The organism is Cystobacter fuscus, assembly GCF_002305875.1.
GTDB lineage: Bacteria > Myxococcota > Myxococcia > Myxococcales > Myxococcaceae > Cystobacter > Cystobacter fuscus_A.
This window is the reverse complement of the sequence record NZ_CP022098.1, coordinates 4369318-4384755: the sequence shown is the minus strand read 5'-3', so window position 1 is coordinate 4384755 and position 15438 is coordinate 4369318. Positions and strand designations below refer to the sequence as shown.

General features: G+C 69.6%; 14 protein-coding genes. 8 read left to right on the top strand and 6 right to left on the bottom strand.

The window, feature by feature from the left end:
- Nucleotides 1-238: 238 nt before the first annotated feature.
- Complete coding sequence (locus CYFUS_RS18060; protein WP_232537636.1) at nucleotides 239-1381, top strand: hypothetical protein; 1143 nt, start codon at nucleotides 239-241, stop codon at nucleotides 1379-1381.
- 94 nt (nucleotides 1382-1475) lie between these two features.
- Entirely contained in the window at nucleotides 1476-2921 is a 1446-nt protein-coding gene (locus tag CYFUS_RS18055) for a cytochrome c peroxidase (RefSeq protein WP_232537635.1), read from the top strand.
- A gap of 49 nt (nucleotides 2922-2970) precedes the next feature.
- Here the strand turns inward: CYFUS_RS18055 and CYFUS_RS18050 are convergent, their stop codons facing one another.
- On the bottom strand, nucleotides 2971-3900 hold the full coding sequence (locus tag CYFUS_RS18050) for a serine hydrolase domain-containing protein (protein ID WP_198316614.1): 930 nt from the start codon (nucleotides 3898-3900) through the stop codon (nucleotides 2971-2973).
- Nucleotides 3901-3947: 47 nt separating this feature from the next.
- The gene (locus CYFUS_RS51725) at nucleotides 3948-4115 is read right to left on the bottom strand and encodes a hypothetical protein (RefSeq protein WP_198316613.1); all 168 of its coding nucleotides are present in this window, start codon (nucleotides 4113-4115) and stop codon (nucleotides 3948-3950) included.
- Between CYFUS_RS51725 and CYFUS_RS18045 the strand changes: the two genes are divergently transcribed.
- A complete protein-coding gene (locus CYFUS_RS18045) occupies nucleotides 4114-4587 on the top strand; it encodes an FBP domain-containing protein (RefSeq protein WP_095986348.1) in 474 nt (157 codons plus the stop codon). The two genes, CYFUS_RS51725 and CYFUS_RS18045, sit on opposite strands and share 2 nt — an antisense overlap.
- A 21-nt stretch (nucleotides 4588-4608) precedes the next feature.
- On the opposite strand, the gene CYFUS_RS18040 is transcribed toward CYFUS_RS18045, so the two are convergent.
- Nucleotides 4609-5613 (bottom strand): 3-oxoacyl-ACP synthase III family protein, encoded by a 1005-nt coding sequence (locus CYFUS_RS18040; RefSeq protein WP_095986347.1) that lies wholly within the window; start codon nucleotides 5611-5613, stop codon nucleotides 4609-4611.
- A 245-nt stretch (nucleotides 5614-5858) separates the two neighbouring features.
- On the opposite strand from CYFUS_RS18040, the gene CYFUS_RS18035 reads away from it, so the two are divergent.
- Nucleotides 5859-7073 carry a LamG-like jellyroll fold domain-containing protein gene (locus tag CYFUS_RS18035; RefSeq protein ID WP_157758503.1) on the top strand — a complete coding sequence of 405 codons (1215 nt, stop codon included), beginning with the start codon at nucleotides 5859-5861 and terminating at the stop codon, nucleotides 7071-7073.
- Here CYFUS_RS18035 and CYFUS_RS18030 read toward each other — a convergent pair.
- Together CYFUS_RS18030 and CYFUS_RS50650 are read right to left on the bottom strand one after the other, a co-directional pair.
- Entirely contained in the window at nucleotides 7057-8004 is a 948-nt protein-coding gene (locus CYFUS_RS18030) for a PEGA domain-containing protein (protein ID WP_095986345.1), read from the bottom strand. The two genes, CYFUS_RS18035 and CYFUS_RS18030, sit on opposite strands and share 17 nt — an antisense overlap.
- Nucleotides 8001-9671 (bottom strand): serine/threonine-protein kinase, encoded by a 1671-nt coding sequence (locus tag CYFUS_RS50650; protein ID WP_198316612.1) that lies wholly within the window; start codon nucleotides 9669-9671, stop codon nucleotides 8001-8003. The genes CYFUS_RS18030 and CYFUS_RS50650 overlap by 4 nt, the downstream gene beginning before the upstream one ends.
- A gap of 112 nt (nucleotides 9672-9783) precedes the next feature.
- Between CYFUS_RS50650 and CYFUS_RS18015 the strand changes: the two genes are divergently transcribed.
- On the top strand, nucleotides 9784-11019 hold the full coding sequence (locus CYFUS_RS18015) for a sigma 54-dependent Fis family transcriptional regulator (protein ID WP_232537634.1): 1236 nt from the start codon (nucleotides 9784-9786) through the stop codon (nucleotides 11017-11019).
- A 3-nt stretch (nucleotides 11020-11022) separates the two neighbouring features.
- Here CYFUS_RS18015 and CYFUS_RS18010 read toward each other — a convergent pair whose 3' ends face one another.
- The gene (locus tag CYFUS_RS18010; protein ID WP_157758501.1) at nucleotides 11023-12042 is read right to left on the bottom strand and encodes a serine/threonine-protein kinase; all 1020 of its coding nucleotides are present in this window, start codon (nucleotides 12040-12042) and stop codon (nucleotides 11023-11025) included.
- A 381-nt stretch (nucleotides 12043-12423) separates the two neighbouring features.
- Here CYFUS_RS18010 and CYFUS_RS18005 point away from each other — a divergent pair, with 381 nt between their 5' ends.
- The 3 genes from CYFUS_RS18005 (at nucleotide 12424) to CYFUS_RS17995 (ending at nucleotide 15438) form a co-directional block, all read left to right on the top strand.
- Nucleotides 12424-12843, top strand: a complete 420-nt coding sequence (locus CYFUS_RS18005; RefSeq protein WP_095986344.1) for a ribosome-binding factor A — start codon at nucleotides 12424-12426, stop codon at nucleotides 12841-12843.
- Nucleotides 12840-13997: an RtcB family protein gene (locus tag CYFUS_RS18000; protein WP_095986343.1), complete on the top strand. Its 1158-nt coding sequence runs from the start codon at nucleotides 12840-12842 to the stop codon at nucleotides 13995-13997. Before CYFUS_RS18005 ends, CYFUS_RS18000 begins: the two co-directional genes overlap by 4 nt.
- A 178-nt stretch (nucleotides 13998-14175) precedes the next feature.
- A complete protein-coding gene (locus CYFUS_RS17995) occupies nucleotides 14176-15438 on the top strand; it encodes a Caspase domain-containing protein (RefSeq protein ID WP_095986342.1) in 1263 nt (420 codons plus the stop codon).

Here is a 15438-nt window from a genome sequence, read left to right as displayed (position 1 = left end):
AACGATGATTGTCCTGACGTGCCAGCGTCGATTTAGCCGCCCCCCGAGCCCCACCAGGTGCCGGGAGGCCGTGCTGCGTCGCTAGCCCGTTCTCCCTCGGCGAATCGCCTCTCGGCGTGACGCCCACCTGGACCAGGGGTTCGGGGGGTGTCCGAGCGTGGCGACGCCTGCTCCTCCGCTCGAGGATCCGGCGTCGCCTGGAGCTGTCTTCCTTTCACTCCAGTCCGAGAGCCCTTCCATGTCCGTCCGCATCCTCAGCACCGACGCCGTCCGCCGTGCCCTGTCCATTCGCGACCTGACCGATCCCTCCTCCGGCCCGCATGCCATGCAACGTCTCGTCGACGACGTGCTCGCCGCCCTGCGCGAGGCCTGGCGTTGTGACGTGCGGCTGCACCGGCGAAGCCCCATCGTCTCCGTCTCCGACAATTATGATCGGCTGCGCTACCCGCTCGACGGTGCCGCCCGCGACGAGCGCTATACTCGTTATGTCTGTGACACCGCGCTGCTACGCACCCAGACCTCGGCGATGATTCCGCCGCTGCTGCGCCAGCTCGCCGCCATACCCCAGTCGCCCGAGGACGTGTTGCTCGCCTGTCCCGGGCTCGTCTATCGCCGCGACTGCATCGATCGGCTGCACACCGGCGAGCCCCACCAGATGGATCTCTGGCGCGTGCGACGGGGCGCTCCGCTCGGCGTCGAGGCGCTGCGCCACATGGTGGAAACAGTGGTGCGCTCGCTGCTTCCCGGGCGGGAGTGGCGCGTCACCCCGGCCCGGCATCCCTACACCACGGATGGGCTGCAAATCGACGTCCACCAGGGCGGCGAGTGGGTGGAGATTGGCGAGTGTGGCCTCGCCCACCCCGAGCTGCTCGCCGAGAGCGGGCTCGATACGGCGCGCATCTCGGGGTTGGCCATGGGCCTGGGGATGGATCGCATCCTCATGCTGCGCAAGGGCCTGGACGACATCCGCCTGCTGCGTGCCGAGGATCCACGCATCCGCTCGCAGTTGCTCGACCTGGAGCCCTACCACGAGGTGTCCTCCATGCCCGCGGTGCGCAGGGACTTGTCCCTGGTGCTCGAGGGAGACGCCACGGGCGAGGAGCTGGGAGACATGGTGCGCGCCGCGCTCGATCCCCAGGCCGAGGTGGTGGAGGCCGTCGAGGTGCGCTCGGAGACGCCCTACGAGGCGCTGCCGCCCGCCGCCGTGGAGCGGCTCGGCATCTCCCCCGGGCAGAAGAACGTGCTGCTGCGCGTGGTGCTGCGCGCGCTCGATCGCTCACTCACCCACGCCGAGTGCAACGAGTTGAGGGACCGCATCTACGCGGCCCTGCACCGCGGCTCCGCCTGGCAATGGGCGTCGGCCTCCGCCACTCCTCCGTGACGCGTGACGTGGAAACCTCGAGCCCCCGGTGACACCTTCGCGGCTCCCCGGTGTTTTCTGGAGGATTCCCATTCCTCACCGGGGAGCCACACTCATGGTTTCCAATCGATTCCTCGCGAGTCTGGCCAGTGCGCTGGCATGGGGCGGACTCACGAGTTGTTCGAACCCAGCTCCAGACGTGGATGGCGCGCGGGTCACCAACGTCCAGACAATGACCGAAGCCCAGGCCCCCCTGGGTCACATCGCCGCCGGCAAGCGTCTCTTCAGTGAGGCGTTTCCCCAGACCAACGGGCGCTCCTGCGCCACGTGCCATACCCTGAGCGAACACACGACGCTGAGGCCCGCGAGCGTCGAGGCGCGACTGGCCGCCGACCCGGGAGAGCCGCTCTTCCGTCGCATCGACGCGGACGACCCCGAAGCGGCGCGGCCCACGTATGAGCATCTCAAGAAGGGCCTCGTCCGTGTGGTCCTGCCACTCCCCAGCAACATGGACGTCATCGACGACGCGGGCAACATCATCACCCCCGCCGACCGGAAGATCTCCGTCTGGCGTGGAGTGCCAACCATCGAGGACCTGGCCATCTCCGGGCCGTATCAGCTCGATGGCCGGGCGGCCACGCTGGAAGAGCAGGCACAGGCCGCGATCCTCAGTCACAGCGAGGGACACGAGGTGGGGCTCGCGCCGCTGAAGCAGATCGCCGACTTCGAGCGGAGTGTGTTCTCGTCACCCCGGGCCCGGTTCGTCTCGAAGCTGCTCCAGGCCGGCGTTCCCCGCGACCAGATTCCTCCTCCCGAGGACTTCATGCTGCTCACCGCCCAGGAGCAGCGTGGCCGCGAGGTCTTCGAGCTGGCCTGCGCGGCATGTCATGGTGGCCCCACCACGAACCAGATCACGAACCGCGCCGTCCACGCGTCACTTTCCGCCGCGCTCAAGCCAGACGGCAACGTCTTCTTCACCCAGGTGCCTGGTCAGGGGCCCGTTCCCGTGCGGGTCCCTCGCCCGGGCAACGAGTTCGTGAACATCGGGTTCGGGTCGCTTTCCTATCTCGGGCAGATCGGACAGCTCCCGTTGTACACCTCCTCCGTGGAGTTGCCGCGCTACCGCTTCCGCTTCTACACGGACGGCACGCGCCAGCACGCCGTCACCGAACTTCCACCCATCCCGGTCACGGCCAGTGGTGAGCCCTTCGATCCGACTCCGGCGCTCGACGAGAACGGACTGCCCATCGTCGGTCCCAACGGCCTGCCCCAGTGGTTCACCACGGATCCCGGCCGCGCCCTCATCACGGGCGATCCCCTGGATTTCGAGGCCTTCGACGTGCCGTCGCTTCGAGGCATCGCGGGGACGGCTCCGTATTTCCACGACAACAGCCACGAGACCCTGCGCGACGTCGTCGACGGCTACAGCCGGCTCATCCTGCCCTTCACCGCGGAGATGAACCTGCCGCCCGTCCACCCCCCCGAGACGCCCGGAGGTCTGCCCGAGGCGCTCAAACCCGAACAGAAGCGGGACCTGCTGGAGTTCTTGAAGCGGCTCTGAGTCCCCCCGCCCATGTGGGGGAAGTCCAACGGCGCTCGCGGCCCCGGGCTCAGGCGGACAGGAGTGCCGTCAGGATCTCCTCGGAGCGGCGTTGTCCGTAGCCTCGCCCGTAGGCGCGCGAGGTGATCGCCACGACCATGCGCCGGGATGGGACGAGATAGAGCTTGTTGCCGCCATTGCCCGACGCGAACCGCACCGTCACCGCCCCGCCCTTCAGCCGGTGCGTTTTCGTGTACCAGAAATAGCCGTAGGCGTCGGCATAGGGGTCGACCGCGCTGATCGGGACGAGCGGCCGCATGCTGGTCTCGAGCCAGTTGGATGGGAGGATCCGCCGCTTCCGCCATCGGCCCCCATCGAGGAGCATCTGTCCGAGCCGGGCAAGATCACTGGTGGTCAAGGACAGGTTGCCCTGGCCCTTGGTATGACCGGCCACGTCGCTGGCCCAGTCGACGCGTTGGATTCCCAGCGGTTCGAACAGCGCTTCGCGCGCGAAGGCCAGCAGGCTCTTCCCCGTCGCGCGTTCCAGCAACAGTCCGACCGCATAGGACGCCAGCGAATTATAGACATAGCGCGTGCCGGGTTTGTCGACGGAGGGAATACCGAGCAAGAAGGCGACCGGATCGCTCGCCGCATCCATCCGATCCTCATTGCCGGGCGAGTCAGGATCCTCGTCATTCGCGGCCAGACCGGAGCGCATGGTCAGCAGGTCCGCGAGCGATGCCCGACCGAGAGCACTGCCACGCGCCTCCGGCCAGCCGCGTTCGATGGGCGCGTCCAGTGCGCCCAGGAGTCCACGCTCGAGCGCGGCACCGACCAGGAGCGAGGTGATGCTCTTCCCGGCCGACCGGATATCGTGAAGCGTCTGAGGGTCCGCGCCGTGATAGTGCCTTTCGGCCACCACGGCCCCGTCGACACGAACGACGACACCGTGCAGGTCGGGATGTTCATCCTGCGCCCAGCGCTCGAGGAGCGGCGACAACCGCGCTGAAGCCTCACGCGCGTCAAGGCGCGATGGAGCAAGCCCCGTCACGAGAAGCGCTGCTCCAGCCAGGACGTCTCGACGCCGCATACCGCCTCCAGAACGACCGCGCGCAGCCAGGGCAGCGGTCGTGGCGACGGTAGCGTGTACTTCGTCGCCTGGCCACGCGGGGAGGGGTTCCATCGCGCCGGGTGATAACCTGCGGAGCCAGTCATGTTCCTCATCGACACAGAAAAAGAGTTCCTGGGCGCCTTCCGCTCGAGGGATCGCAAGTTCGTCGAGCCGCCCAAGGGCACCCAGTTTCCCCTCTTCATCCGCGACTACCTCTCGTGGGTGGATCCCCACGGGGTTCGCGTCTTCCTCGTGTTCGCCCCGCCAGGAGGCAAGCGGCCCACGGGCATCGCCTTCCGCCGCGACCAGCAGGGCGACAAGACCCTGGGGCTCCGGGTGTGTGACTGGTGCCGTTCCTCCGGCTCGGCGGATCAGATCGGGCTGCTCACCACGGATGTCGACTCGAAGCGCCGGGTGGGCGTGAACCTCTGCCTGGATCTGCGCTGCAACGAGCGGCTCGAGTCGGCGACGAATCTGGCCGGCCGGAATGCCCTGGACGAGAACCGGCAGCTCCTCGAGCGCATGGCCCGCTTCGCGACCGAGGCGCTGGGCCTCGACCTGGGCCCCAAGGCGTGAGCGGCGGTGCCGCGCGTGGGGCTACTCCGCGCGGTAGCGCTCCAGCAGGGTGCCCGCCCAGGTGAGGCCGCTGCCCACCACCGCGAGCGCCACCGCGTCCCCCAACCTGGGGTTGTCCCAGTTCTCCGAGAACACGGTGGGCGCGCCCGAGGCACCGCAGTTGCCGCGGTATTCCACGTTGGAGAAGTGGCGCTCCGCCGTGACCTCGGTGCGCCGTTGCACCGCCTCCAGCATGCGCAGGTTGGCCTGGTGCCCGATGAAGCTCAGCCCCTCGGGGGTGCGTTCCGGCGAGGCCGCGAGGTAGTGCGCGCGCAGTTCGAGGAAAGTCTCGCTGGCGCGCTTGATGGCGAAGGCCTGGACGGCAGCGCCCTGCTGGGTGAAGTGGCCGGCGCGGGGCACCTTCACCTTGTCCGCACCCGCGGGGCTTCCACCGAGCAGCGTCTGGGTGATGCGCCAGGGACCGGGAATGCGCGGGCTGATCAGCGCGGCGCTGGTGCCATCGCCCCACAGCACGCAGCTCGAGCGGTCCGAGTAGTCCACCACGCGGGTGGAGTTCTCCGGGTTCACCACGAGGATGAAGTCCGGCAGGCGCTCCGGCCGCATTCCCGCCAGGAAGTGGAGCTGGGCGCAGAAGGACGAGCAGGCGGCGTTGAGGTCCAGGGAGGGCGCCTCGATGCCCAGCGCCTCGGCGATGCGGCAGGACTCCGCTGGAATGCACTCGTCGGGTGAGCAGCCGCCCGCCACCACCATCCCCACGTCCTTCACGTCGCGCCCCGCGCGCTGGAGCGCCATCAGCGCCGCGCGCCTGCCCGTCTCCGCATTGGAATACAGCGCGGCTTCCAGTGCTCCGCGCACGTCCCGGTTGCGCGTCTCACGGATGTAGTCGAGCGGCAGCACCGTGTGCCGGGTGCGGATGCCCACACGCTCGACGATCCACGTGTCGTCCGTATCCAGGCCGATATCCTGGAGAAACGCGTTGGTGATGAGGTTCTCCGGGTGGAAGTGTCCGAGTGCGTGGAGGAACATGGATGCGGTCTACCCATGACATGTCAGCGCCATGCCACGAATCCGTGGATTTCACACGAGTGTCACTTATCTGACTTAAGGCACCACGTCCTCGCACCCCGTCAATGGAACGAGGGGCCCGGAAAGCAGTGCCCCAAGGCCATGGAGAGCGGCCTGGTGACGGGGAGGCGGCAGGGAGCGGCCTGGCCTGTCGAGTGGACAGCTCCTGGCCTTCGCGAAGGAGGGGAGCTGCTAGGTTCGTCAGGATGATCACTGAATGGGTCAGACCCTCGTGGGGGGGCCTGGTGCTGGGAAGCTGCGTGCTGCTCCAGCCCGTGTCCGCGGCCGCCGCCTCCGACTGGTTCTCGGATGACTTCGAGACGGGGGCGCTGATCGCGCCGGAGGGCCAGTGGGACCTCGCCAGGAGCATCAGCCCCAACACCCTCACCAACGGGGCGGCGGGGGCCCACCGGGGGCAGTACGGGCTCACCCTGATCGACAGAAACAACAGCAGCGTCTCGGAGTTCCAGGGGAGCGCCGACTTCGAGAGCACCCCCCTGACCTCGGAGTTCTTCTTCCGCTCGTGGATGCGCCTGCGCGACGTCGGCAACCCCGGGAAAGTGGTGGCCATCCAGACCAACCCGATGAGGGTGGAGCTGCGGCTCCTGTCACCGAGCCCGATCTGGGAACTGTCCGTGAGGAAGGGCACGGAGCAGACCTACGCCAGCGTGCATGGGACACGGGTGGAGCAGGATCGCTGGTACCTGGTCGAGTTCAGCGCCCGGGGACTGGGGACCACCCACGGAGAGGCCAGGTTGTGGGTGGACGGCGTCGAGCAGGGGGCGAGCGAGCAGCGCACCGCGCTCTCCGGACTCGACTGGCGCGATGCGATCTACGTGTTGAAGTGGATCCAGGTGGGCGAGCCGTGGACGGACCAGGGGTTCTTCACCGGCTCCATCGACTTCGATGACGTGCGGGTGAGCGCCACGCCCATGGCGAGCCGGCTGCAACTCCAGCGGACGGAGGACACGGGCGCGTCCTCGGGGTGCCTCGCCGTGGACGTGTCCCTGCGGAGCTCCGCCTCCGGGGCACTCGCGCCCGCGCCATACGAGACGGAGGTGTCCCTGTCCACGACAGCGGGAGAGGGCCGCTACCACGCGGATGAGGCCTGCAAGTCCCCGGTGGAGCGCGTGCGCCTTCCCACCGGTACCTTCGAACGGCGCGTGTACTTCCGTCCGGGGGGTCCTCCGGGAACGGTGACGTTGGCGGCCTCGCATCCGGACTTCCTCCCCGCGACCCTCCAGGTGGAGGGAGACGGGACTCCCGTGGGAGACGCGGACGGCGGCGCGGCGGGGCCCTGGACGATGGGATTGGGTTGCACCTCGGCCTCGGGGGCGCTCGTGTCGCTGCCGGTGCTGCTGTGGCCCGGGTCGCGACGGAGTCGCCGGAGGCAACCGACGGCGGCTACCCGCCAGGAGTGAAGCGCAAGCCGGTGACGCCCAGCAGGTGCGTGGTGCCGTACGAAGCGTTCGCCGGAAGCAGGCGTCCACTCAACTCCACGAAGAGGTCGAACTTGCCGGACAGGGGGAGGCTCGCTCCGGCGGACAGCCCGCCACCGAACAGGAGCGGTCCCCCCAGGGCATATGCATCGAGCGAGAGGAAGAAGGTCAGCGGCCCCACGAGCCTTGGTGCCTGGGCACCCAGTCGCGCGGACGCTCCGAATCGGCTCCCCACGGTGGCGTTGAGCTCGCCGTAGACATACGTGCCCGCCAGCCTCGCTCCGGCCTCCAGTCCCACTCCCGACAAGGGTGACACGCCCAGCGTGGCCCGGACCTGGGCGCTGAAGGAGAGTCCGGACCAGGGCGCGTCCCTCGAGGCCGCTGGGGGAAGGACGACGCGCACCTGTTCCGTCCGGCCGGCACGCACCTTGACCTGGAGCGAGGTCCTCCCCTCGCCCACGTCCAGTGTGTGCGTTCCAATGGGGACCGGGCCCCGCCAGGGCGCCTGGCCGAGCGGCTGTCCATCCAGCAACAGCCGCGCACCGGAAGGATCGACCTCCACGGCCAGCTCGCCCCGGAGCCGCTCGCGCAGGCTCTCGAAGAGCGTCACCACGGTGGGCTGCACGCGCTCCGGATCCAGACGAACGTCCGGATCCGACTCGAGCGCCCGGGCGAAGGAGGCCTCCATCTGGGAGTAACGGCGGAGCGCCGCGTACGCCTCGCCCCGGACCAGGTGCAGCCGAGCAATCTCCGTCTCGTCCCGGGTCGTCTTCAATCCCGCGTCCACACGGGAGAGCGCGGACTCGAAGTCCCCTTCGGACAGGGCCTCGAGCGCCGCATCCAGCTCGCGGTGCGCTCCAGTGGGCGAACCGGCGGCGAGCAGCAGCGACATCACCAACAGGGGAACGCTCATTCGTGAAGCTCGATGCGTACCACTGCTTTCGAGCCCGGCAAAACCTCGATGGGGCGTTCCTGCGGGGCGAAGCCGTCACGATCCACGCGCACGGAGTGACGCCCCTCGGGCAGCTCGAGTGACACCGGGGTGGCCCCGTGGTGCTTGCCGTCCACGCTGACGTTGGCCCAGACCGCCCGGCCCTGGTGCAGGGTCACCACGCGCACCTCTCCCCTGCCCTGCTTCGTCCTCTGACGGGAGTTGCTTCCCGCAGGGGAGGACGCGAGCGGGACCTGTGCTCCCCGAGTCCGGCGGGAAGCCGTCGTCGGGGAAGCGGGCGTGTTCGATGCGGGCGTGTTCGATGCGGGAGCCACCGGTACTGGCACCAGGGCGGCCCCGGTCGCCGCGCTCGGAGCGGCGGGGGCCGGGTCGATGTCTCGAGCCGAAGTGGAGTCCCGAACCGGGGGCGCTTCCCGCGCCAGGCTCGGAGTGGCAGTGGCGGGCCTGGCCGGAGCGGTCGACACGGAGGCGTCCGATGCCGTCACCACGCGCGGGGCCGGGGCCTCCGCCGTGCCACGGTGCGTGAATGTCGCGAGGAGGAGCGCGCTTACACTCGCCCCACCCAACAGCACCCAGGACACGCGCCGCACGTGCTTCCCACGCCCCGCGGAAACCGGCGCCGGTGGGGGCGTCGACGAGGGGGACGCCAACGCCACGGGAGGGCTCGCGCTCGCGCGATCCGCCTCCTCCAGCGCCGCGAGCAGCGCGAGTGCACTCTCGTGGCGCTGCTCCGGGTTCATCGCGGTGACCCGGACGAGGACCTCCGCCCAGGGGAGCGGAAGCCACGGAGCCTGAGCCTGGAGCGCCGAGACCGCGGCCCGAGGCCCTTCGCCCAGCAGCCGGCAGGTGCTCGACGGAGGCAGGCCCGTCAGCGCCTCCAGCAACACCAGCCCCAGGGAGAAGAGGTCCGTGCGGCTGTCGACGGGCTCGCCCCGGGCCTGCTCCGGCGCCATGTAGCTGGGCGTGCCGAGCCGCACACCGCTCTGGGTGCGGTCCTCGCCGCGGTGCTCCCAGAGGATGCCGAAGTCGAGCAGCGTGGCGTGCCCACTGGGCGAGACGAAGATGTTGCCCGGCTTGATGTCGCGGTGGACGCAGCCGCGCTGGTGGATGAAGTCCAACCCGGCGCACAACTGCCGCGCCAGGGCGAGCACCTCCGGTACCGGCATGGGCCCGGGCACCGAGCGCAGGTAGCGCGCCAGGGACATGCCCTCCAGGTGCTTCATCACGATGAACGGACGCCCGCCCTCGCGGCCCACCGCGTGGATGGGGGTGATGTGCGCGTGCTCCAGCCGCGCCATCGCCCGTGCTTCCCGCTCGAAGCGCGCCACGCTCTCCGGGTCCTCGCACAACGGCTCGTGGAGCAGCTTGATGGCCACGGTGCGCTCGAGCGCGAGATCCCGGGCCCGGTACACCTGACCCATGCCTCCGGCGCCCAGCAGCGCCTCCAGCCGCCACTTGCCCTCCAGCACGTCCCCCGGGGCGAGTGACGGCCGTGCCGGCCCCCGCGGGCGCCCTCCCGCTTCCCCAGCGTGCTGGGTGATGGCGGTGCACTCCGAGCAGGCGGCTCCCGGAAAGGGAACGGGCAGCCCGCAGGTGGCACACGAGGAGGCTTGCTTGTGGGGATGCATGGGGGCCTCTATGTTGCCACACCGCATGGTCTTCTCCTCCACCGAACCACTGACTCCCAGTGCCCTGGCGGAGGGGCGACCAGAAGCGCGCGGCCCACGTTTTCGCGTGGTGGTGGAAACGGGACCCGACGCGCGGCGGGACATCCCCCTCGAGGGCACGTTGCTGGTGGGCACCCAGGTCGAGGGCGGCCTGCGACTGAGCGATCCGACGGTGTCGCGGGTCCACCTGGAGCTTCAGGCCCGGCCGGAGGGCGTGCGAGTCCGGGACGTGGGCTCGCGCAATGGCACCTGGTCGCTGGGCGTGCGCATCCACGAAGTCACCGTCGCGGGCGAGGCCCGCTTCACGCTGGGCAAGACGACGCTGCTCGTCATGCCCGAGCCGACCGAGGAGGCAGCCGAGCCCGCGCCCCGCACCACCTTCGGGCGCGCGCTGGGGCAGAGCGCCGCGATGCAGAAGCTGTTCGGCGTACTGGAGCGCACGGCGCGCTCCTCCTTCTCCGTGCTGTTGCTCGGCGAGACGGGCACCGGCAAGGAGCTGTTGGCCGAGGCGATCCACCGGGCCTCGCCCCGGAGCAACCGGCCCTTCGTCATCGTGGACTGTGGAGCGGTGGTGCCCTCGCTCATCGAGAGTGAGTTGTTCGGGCATGCGAAGGGGGCCTTCACGGGCGCGCACACCGAGCGCCAGGGACACCTGGTGCAGGCGGATGGCGGCACTGTCTTCCTCGACGAGGTGGGCGAGCTGCCGCTGGAGCTCCAGCCGAAGCTGCTCCGGGTGCTGGAGTCGGGCACGGTGCGCCGGGTGGGCGACAACGCCGCGAAGGAAGTGGACGTGCGCGTGGTGGCGGCCACGCACCGCGACCTGAAGGCGGAGGTGGCCGCGGGGCGCTTCCGGGCGGACCTCTACTACCGGCTGGCGGTGGTGCCGGTGCGCGTTCCCGCACTGCGCGAGCGCGCGGAGGACATCCCCATGCTGGTGCGCCACCTCTTCCAACAGGCTGGCCAGCCGGACTTCCCCCTCACCGAGGAGCTGGTGCAACGGCTGGTGGGCTACGACTGGCCGGGCAACGTGCGCGAGCTGCGCAACTTCGTGCACCGGGTCCTCGCGGCGGGAGACGCGGAGCTGCCGGACACGAAGCCGGTGAGCACGGTCACCGCGACCGAGGACTTGAGTGGACTGACCTTCAAGGAGGCCAAGGAGCGCATGGTGGAGGCCTTCACCCGCGAGTACCTGACGGCGCTGCTCGCGCGGTGCGGCAACAACATCTCGGAGGTGGCGCGCACGGCGGGGCTGGCGCGCAGCCACGTCCACGGACTGCTCAACCGCTACGGGCTGAAGGCGGGCGACTGAGCGTCAACCCTTCGTCCCTCGAGTCGGGCGGGACACGTCGGCGGTGTGGGTGACGGTGGCGCCCTCTCGCGAGCGCTCCTGACCCCAGGCGAGACGCCCGGAGCCGGGGAGCCAGGGAGCCACCAGTTCGGCCAGCTCGGGCAGGCCCACCAGGGGAGCCTCGGCGCGCAGGACGAGGTCGAGCGACGTGCGCAGTTCCATCAGCGAGGGGCGCCGCGAGGGCTCCTTGGCGAGGGCCGCCGTCACGCTCCGTTGGAGCGCCTCGGGCACGGCGGGCCGCACCGTGCCGAGTCCGCGAGGGACTTCCTTGAGCACTGCTTCCATCGTCCGCACGGGAGTGTCCCGTCGCAGGGGCTGCACGCCCGAGAGCAACTCGTAGAGTGTCAATGCCAGTCCATGCACGTCCGTCTGGGCATCCAGCGGCGCCTCGCGAAGCTGCTCGGGCGCGGCGTACTCCAGGCGGGCCTTGACCCGGCCGGGCTGAGTCTCCGTCAGCCGTCCACTCCGGCGGGCAATGCCAAAGTCGAGCAGCTTCACGGCTCCGGTGTCGGCGATCATGACGTTGCCAGGATGGATGTCCCGGTGGACGAGACCCAGGGGTTGACCCTCCCGGCCCCGGAGGGCGTGCAGGTAGGCGAGACACTCGGCCACGTACGTGGCGATGCGCGCCGCATGGGCCCAGGGCAGCGCCCCCTGCCCCGCGGCGCGGCGTGTCTCCAGGAGCTGCGCCAGGGTGAGGCCATGCACGTAATCGAATACGAGGAACAGCAGCCCATCCTGCTGGCCGAAGGTGCGCAGCCGCGCCAGGAACGGATGATGAAGCAGGGTGGACAGGTGGGCCTCGTCGAGGAACTGATTCACCCAGGTCTGGTCTCCGGCGACCTCCGGACGCATCCGCTTGAGCGCCACCAGCCGGTCCGGCCCCACCCCACCCTTCACCTCCGCGAGGAACACCTCGGACATGGCGCCCATGGCCAGACGCTTGAGAAGGACGAAGTCATCGAGGCTCGGTGCCTGTTGCATGGAAGACTCCAGGCTACTCACTTCCAGCGCCAACAGGACATCGGGTGGCATGGCGGCCCGGGTGCGCGTTCCGGGCCGGGCGTTGACTCGGGCGAGGTGCGGTGGCACCTTGCGCCCATTGGATCGTGCGAATGACTCGCGCGGCGGGAGGTGTGCCATGGGAACTGTACTGAACGGTGCCTCGGGTCGCTCCACGCCGACGCTCGCCTGACCGGGCGCGCTCCGCTCCCTCGCTGAAGTCGAGACGAACGGGCCTGCCGCCTTCGGTGCGCGGGTGCCGGCACGGAGTTCTGTCGATCTGACCTGGCCGACGTGTCTTGCGCGTGCTCCGCGTCTGGAGCCGCCGGGGCTCGTGCGGCCTGACGGGAACCGTTTGTCTTCATGACTTCTTCCAAGCATCGCCGTGGCCGCGCCTCGCACAGGGGCGCGGATTCTTCCCTGCTGTCTTCCGAAACCGACGCCATCCCCGCGCGCCACCTGCGCATCCAGTCCACCCTGTTCCAGGAGGTGTCCCGCCTCTTCCGTGGAGAGCTGTCCGATCCCTTGCTCGAGGGCGTCGCGGTGACGTCACTCGAGCTCACGCCGGACGGGCGCAACGCCCGAATCGGCTTCACCCTGCCCCCCGAAGCCGCGGCCACCGGGCCGGCGCCGGTCGAGAAGGCCCTCGAACGCGCGAGCGGCTTCATCCGCTCGCAACTCGCGCTGGGGTTGGACCTCAAGCGGGTGCCGCACCTGCGCTTCATCTACGTGGGCGTGGCGTCCACGTGGAGCGAGGAGCACGAGGAAGGGGGTGAGGCATGATGCCGCGCGTCCTCGAAAGCCCACCGGGAGCCGTCCCCATCCTCGCCTGGGCCCGCGTGGTGCCGGCGGGCGCGGTGAAGCAACTCCAACACATCGCGAGCCAGCCCTACGTCGTCGAGCACGTGGCGGCCATGCCGGATGTCCATATGTCCGAGGGGGTCGCGGTGGGCACCGTCTTCGCCACCGAGCGCCACATCGTTCCCGGAGCGCTCGGGGGAGATCTCGGCTGCGGGGTGAGCGCCGTGCGCTTCGACTACCCCGCCTCCGCGATCGATCGAGCGGGGCTGACACGCCTGCTCGCCGCGTTCGCACGGGCCGTGCCCGTGGGCGATGCGGTCCACCGGGGACGGGGGCTGCCACTGCCACCCGGGCTCGAAGCCGCGCGCCTGTCCACCCACCGCCTCCAGCGCGAGTGGGAAAGACTGGCGCCCAGACATCTCGGGACACTCGGGGGTGGCAACCACTTCCTCGAGCTGGACCGGGACGCGGGGGGAGACCTCTGGCTGTTGCTCCACACGGGCTCACGGGGCGTCGGTGCCGCCATCGCCGCCCACCATGTGCGTGTAGCCCAGGCTCAGGGAGAGGGCTCGCTGCCCGGCCTGAGCACGGAGACTCCCGAGGGGGCCGCCTGCCTCGCGGACACGGAACTGGCGTGTCACTTCGCCCGTGCCAATCGCGACGCGCTCCTGTCTCGCGCGGGGGCAGTGCTCGCCGACATGCTCGGGAGGGAACCGCTGCCGGACTCCCGAGTGGATGTCCACCACAACCACGTCGCGGCCGAGCAGCACTTCGGCCGCACGTTGCTCGTCCATCGCAAGGGAGCCATCGGTCTGGCCCCCGGACAGACAGGCCTCATCCCCGGCAGCATGGGAACGGCCTCGTACCTCGTCACGGGAAGAGGCGAACACCGCTCCTTCGGCTCTTGCTCACATGGGGCGGGCCGGGTGATGACACGCAAGGAAGCGCGAGCCCGCATCCGTCCGGACGCACTGGAACACGCCCTGCGCCGTGTGGTGTTCGACGTGGGACGCGCCGCCTCCCTGGTCGAGGAGGCTCCGGCCGTCTACCGCGACATCACCGAGGTGCTGGTGGATGAGGAGGAGCTCGTGACGCCGTGGCTGCGGCTCACGCCCATCGCGGTGCTCAAGGGCTGAACAGTTCGCCGTGTCGACGACCCGCGTGGAGGGTGCGGGCGTCGACGCGTTGGGTCTAGATTCTCCCGGTATGACACGGGGATCGAGCTTCAAGACCAGCCTGGCCGTGCTCCTCTTGGGCGTATCCGGGTGCAAGAGGGCGCCGCCCCCCACGTGGGGCGGAGAGGTCGTCGAATGGATGGACCCCTCGTTCGAGGATCCAGAGCCCGAGGTCTCCGAGCCCGAGGCCGTTTTCGAGCCCCTGCGTACCCCTCCGCGAGCCTCCAGCTTCCTCGTGCTGGGGGGTGGAGGAGAGCCCGCGAGCAACGAGATCGCCCTGGAGAAGAACGTCCTCTACTTCCAGCGGACGCTCCAATCGCTCGGCTTCGCTCCCGAGTCGGCGTCCATCTATTTCGCCAATGGGACGGACGGGAAGGCCACGGTCCGCTACCGCGCCGGGGGCCGGGGCACACGCGATTCGTTCAAATCCCTGGAGATTCCCCATCTCAAGGGAGCGGCGACCCTGGAGCACTTCCTGGAGTGGCTGGAGGACAACGCCCGGAAGGCGCCCGAGCGACCCGTCTTCCTCTACTTCACGGGCCACGGGGGGATGAACGGCAACAACCTGGACAACAACCACCTGGCGCTCTGGGACTCGGACACGCTGACGGTCCGCGCCTTTGGCCTCTTCCTGGGCCGGCTCCCGAGCACCACCCCTGTCGTCACGATGATGTCACAGTGCTACTCCGGCTCGTTCGCCAACTTCATCTACCAGGACGCCAACCCCCAGCATTCCGTGGTGGCACAGCCCCGGTGTGGCTTCTTCGCCACGGTGGAGTACCTCCCATCCGTCGGGTGCACCCCGGAGGTGGACGAAGCGGATTACCGGGACTACAGCTCCAGCTTCTTCGCGGGGCTCGCGGGCGTCAGCCGGACGGGAAGCGTGGTGGCCTCGGCCGACCATGACGGGGATGGACGGGTGAGCTACGCCGAGGCCCATGCGTTCGCCAAGGTCGATGGCGAGACGACGGATCTGCCCATCTCCACGTCGGAGGCCTGGCTGCAACGGCGCGTCAGGGGCGTGGACATGCGCGCCTTCCTCTCCAAACCCATTCTCGACGTGTCACGGACCGGACGCCCCGAGCAGCGCTACGTCGTGGACTCGCTCGTGCGCAGGCTGAGCTTCGTCACCGAGCGCTCCTGGCTCGACAACCTCCAGGCGGTGGAGTTGAAGACGGAGGAGCGCGAAGCGGATGCCATGCGCCTGCGCATGGAGCTGCTCAACATCGGCATGGAGCACAAGGTCCGCGCCTCGGGGAGCGCTCCGGCGCTCGCCGTGCTCGAGCGTCTGCTCCAGTGCGAGCGTGGCTCCTGGGACTCACCACCGGGCGTGGCCCCGGCTCCGGTCCCCGCTCCGCCCTCCGCGGCCAGCCAGGATCACGACAAGGGAAACGCCACCTGA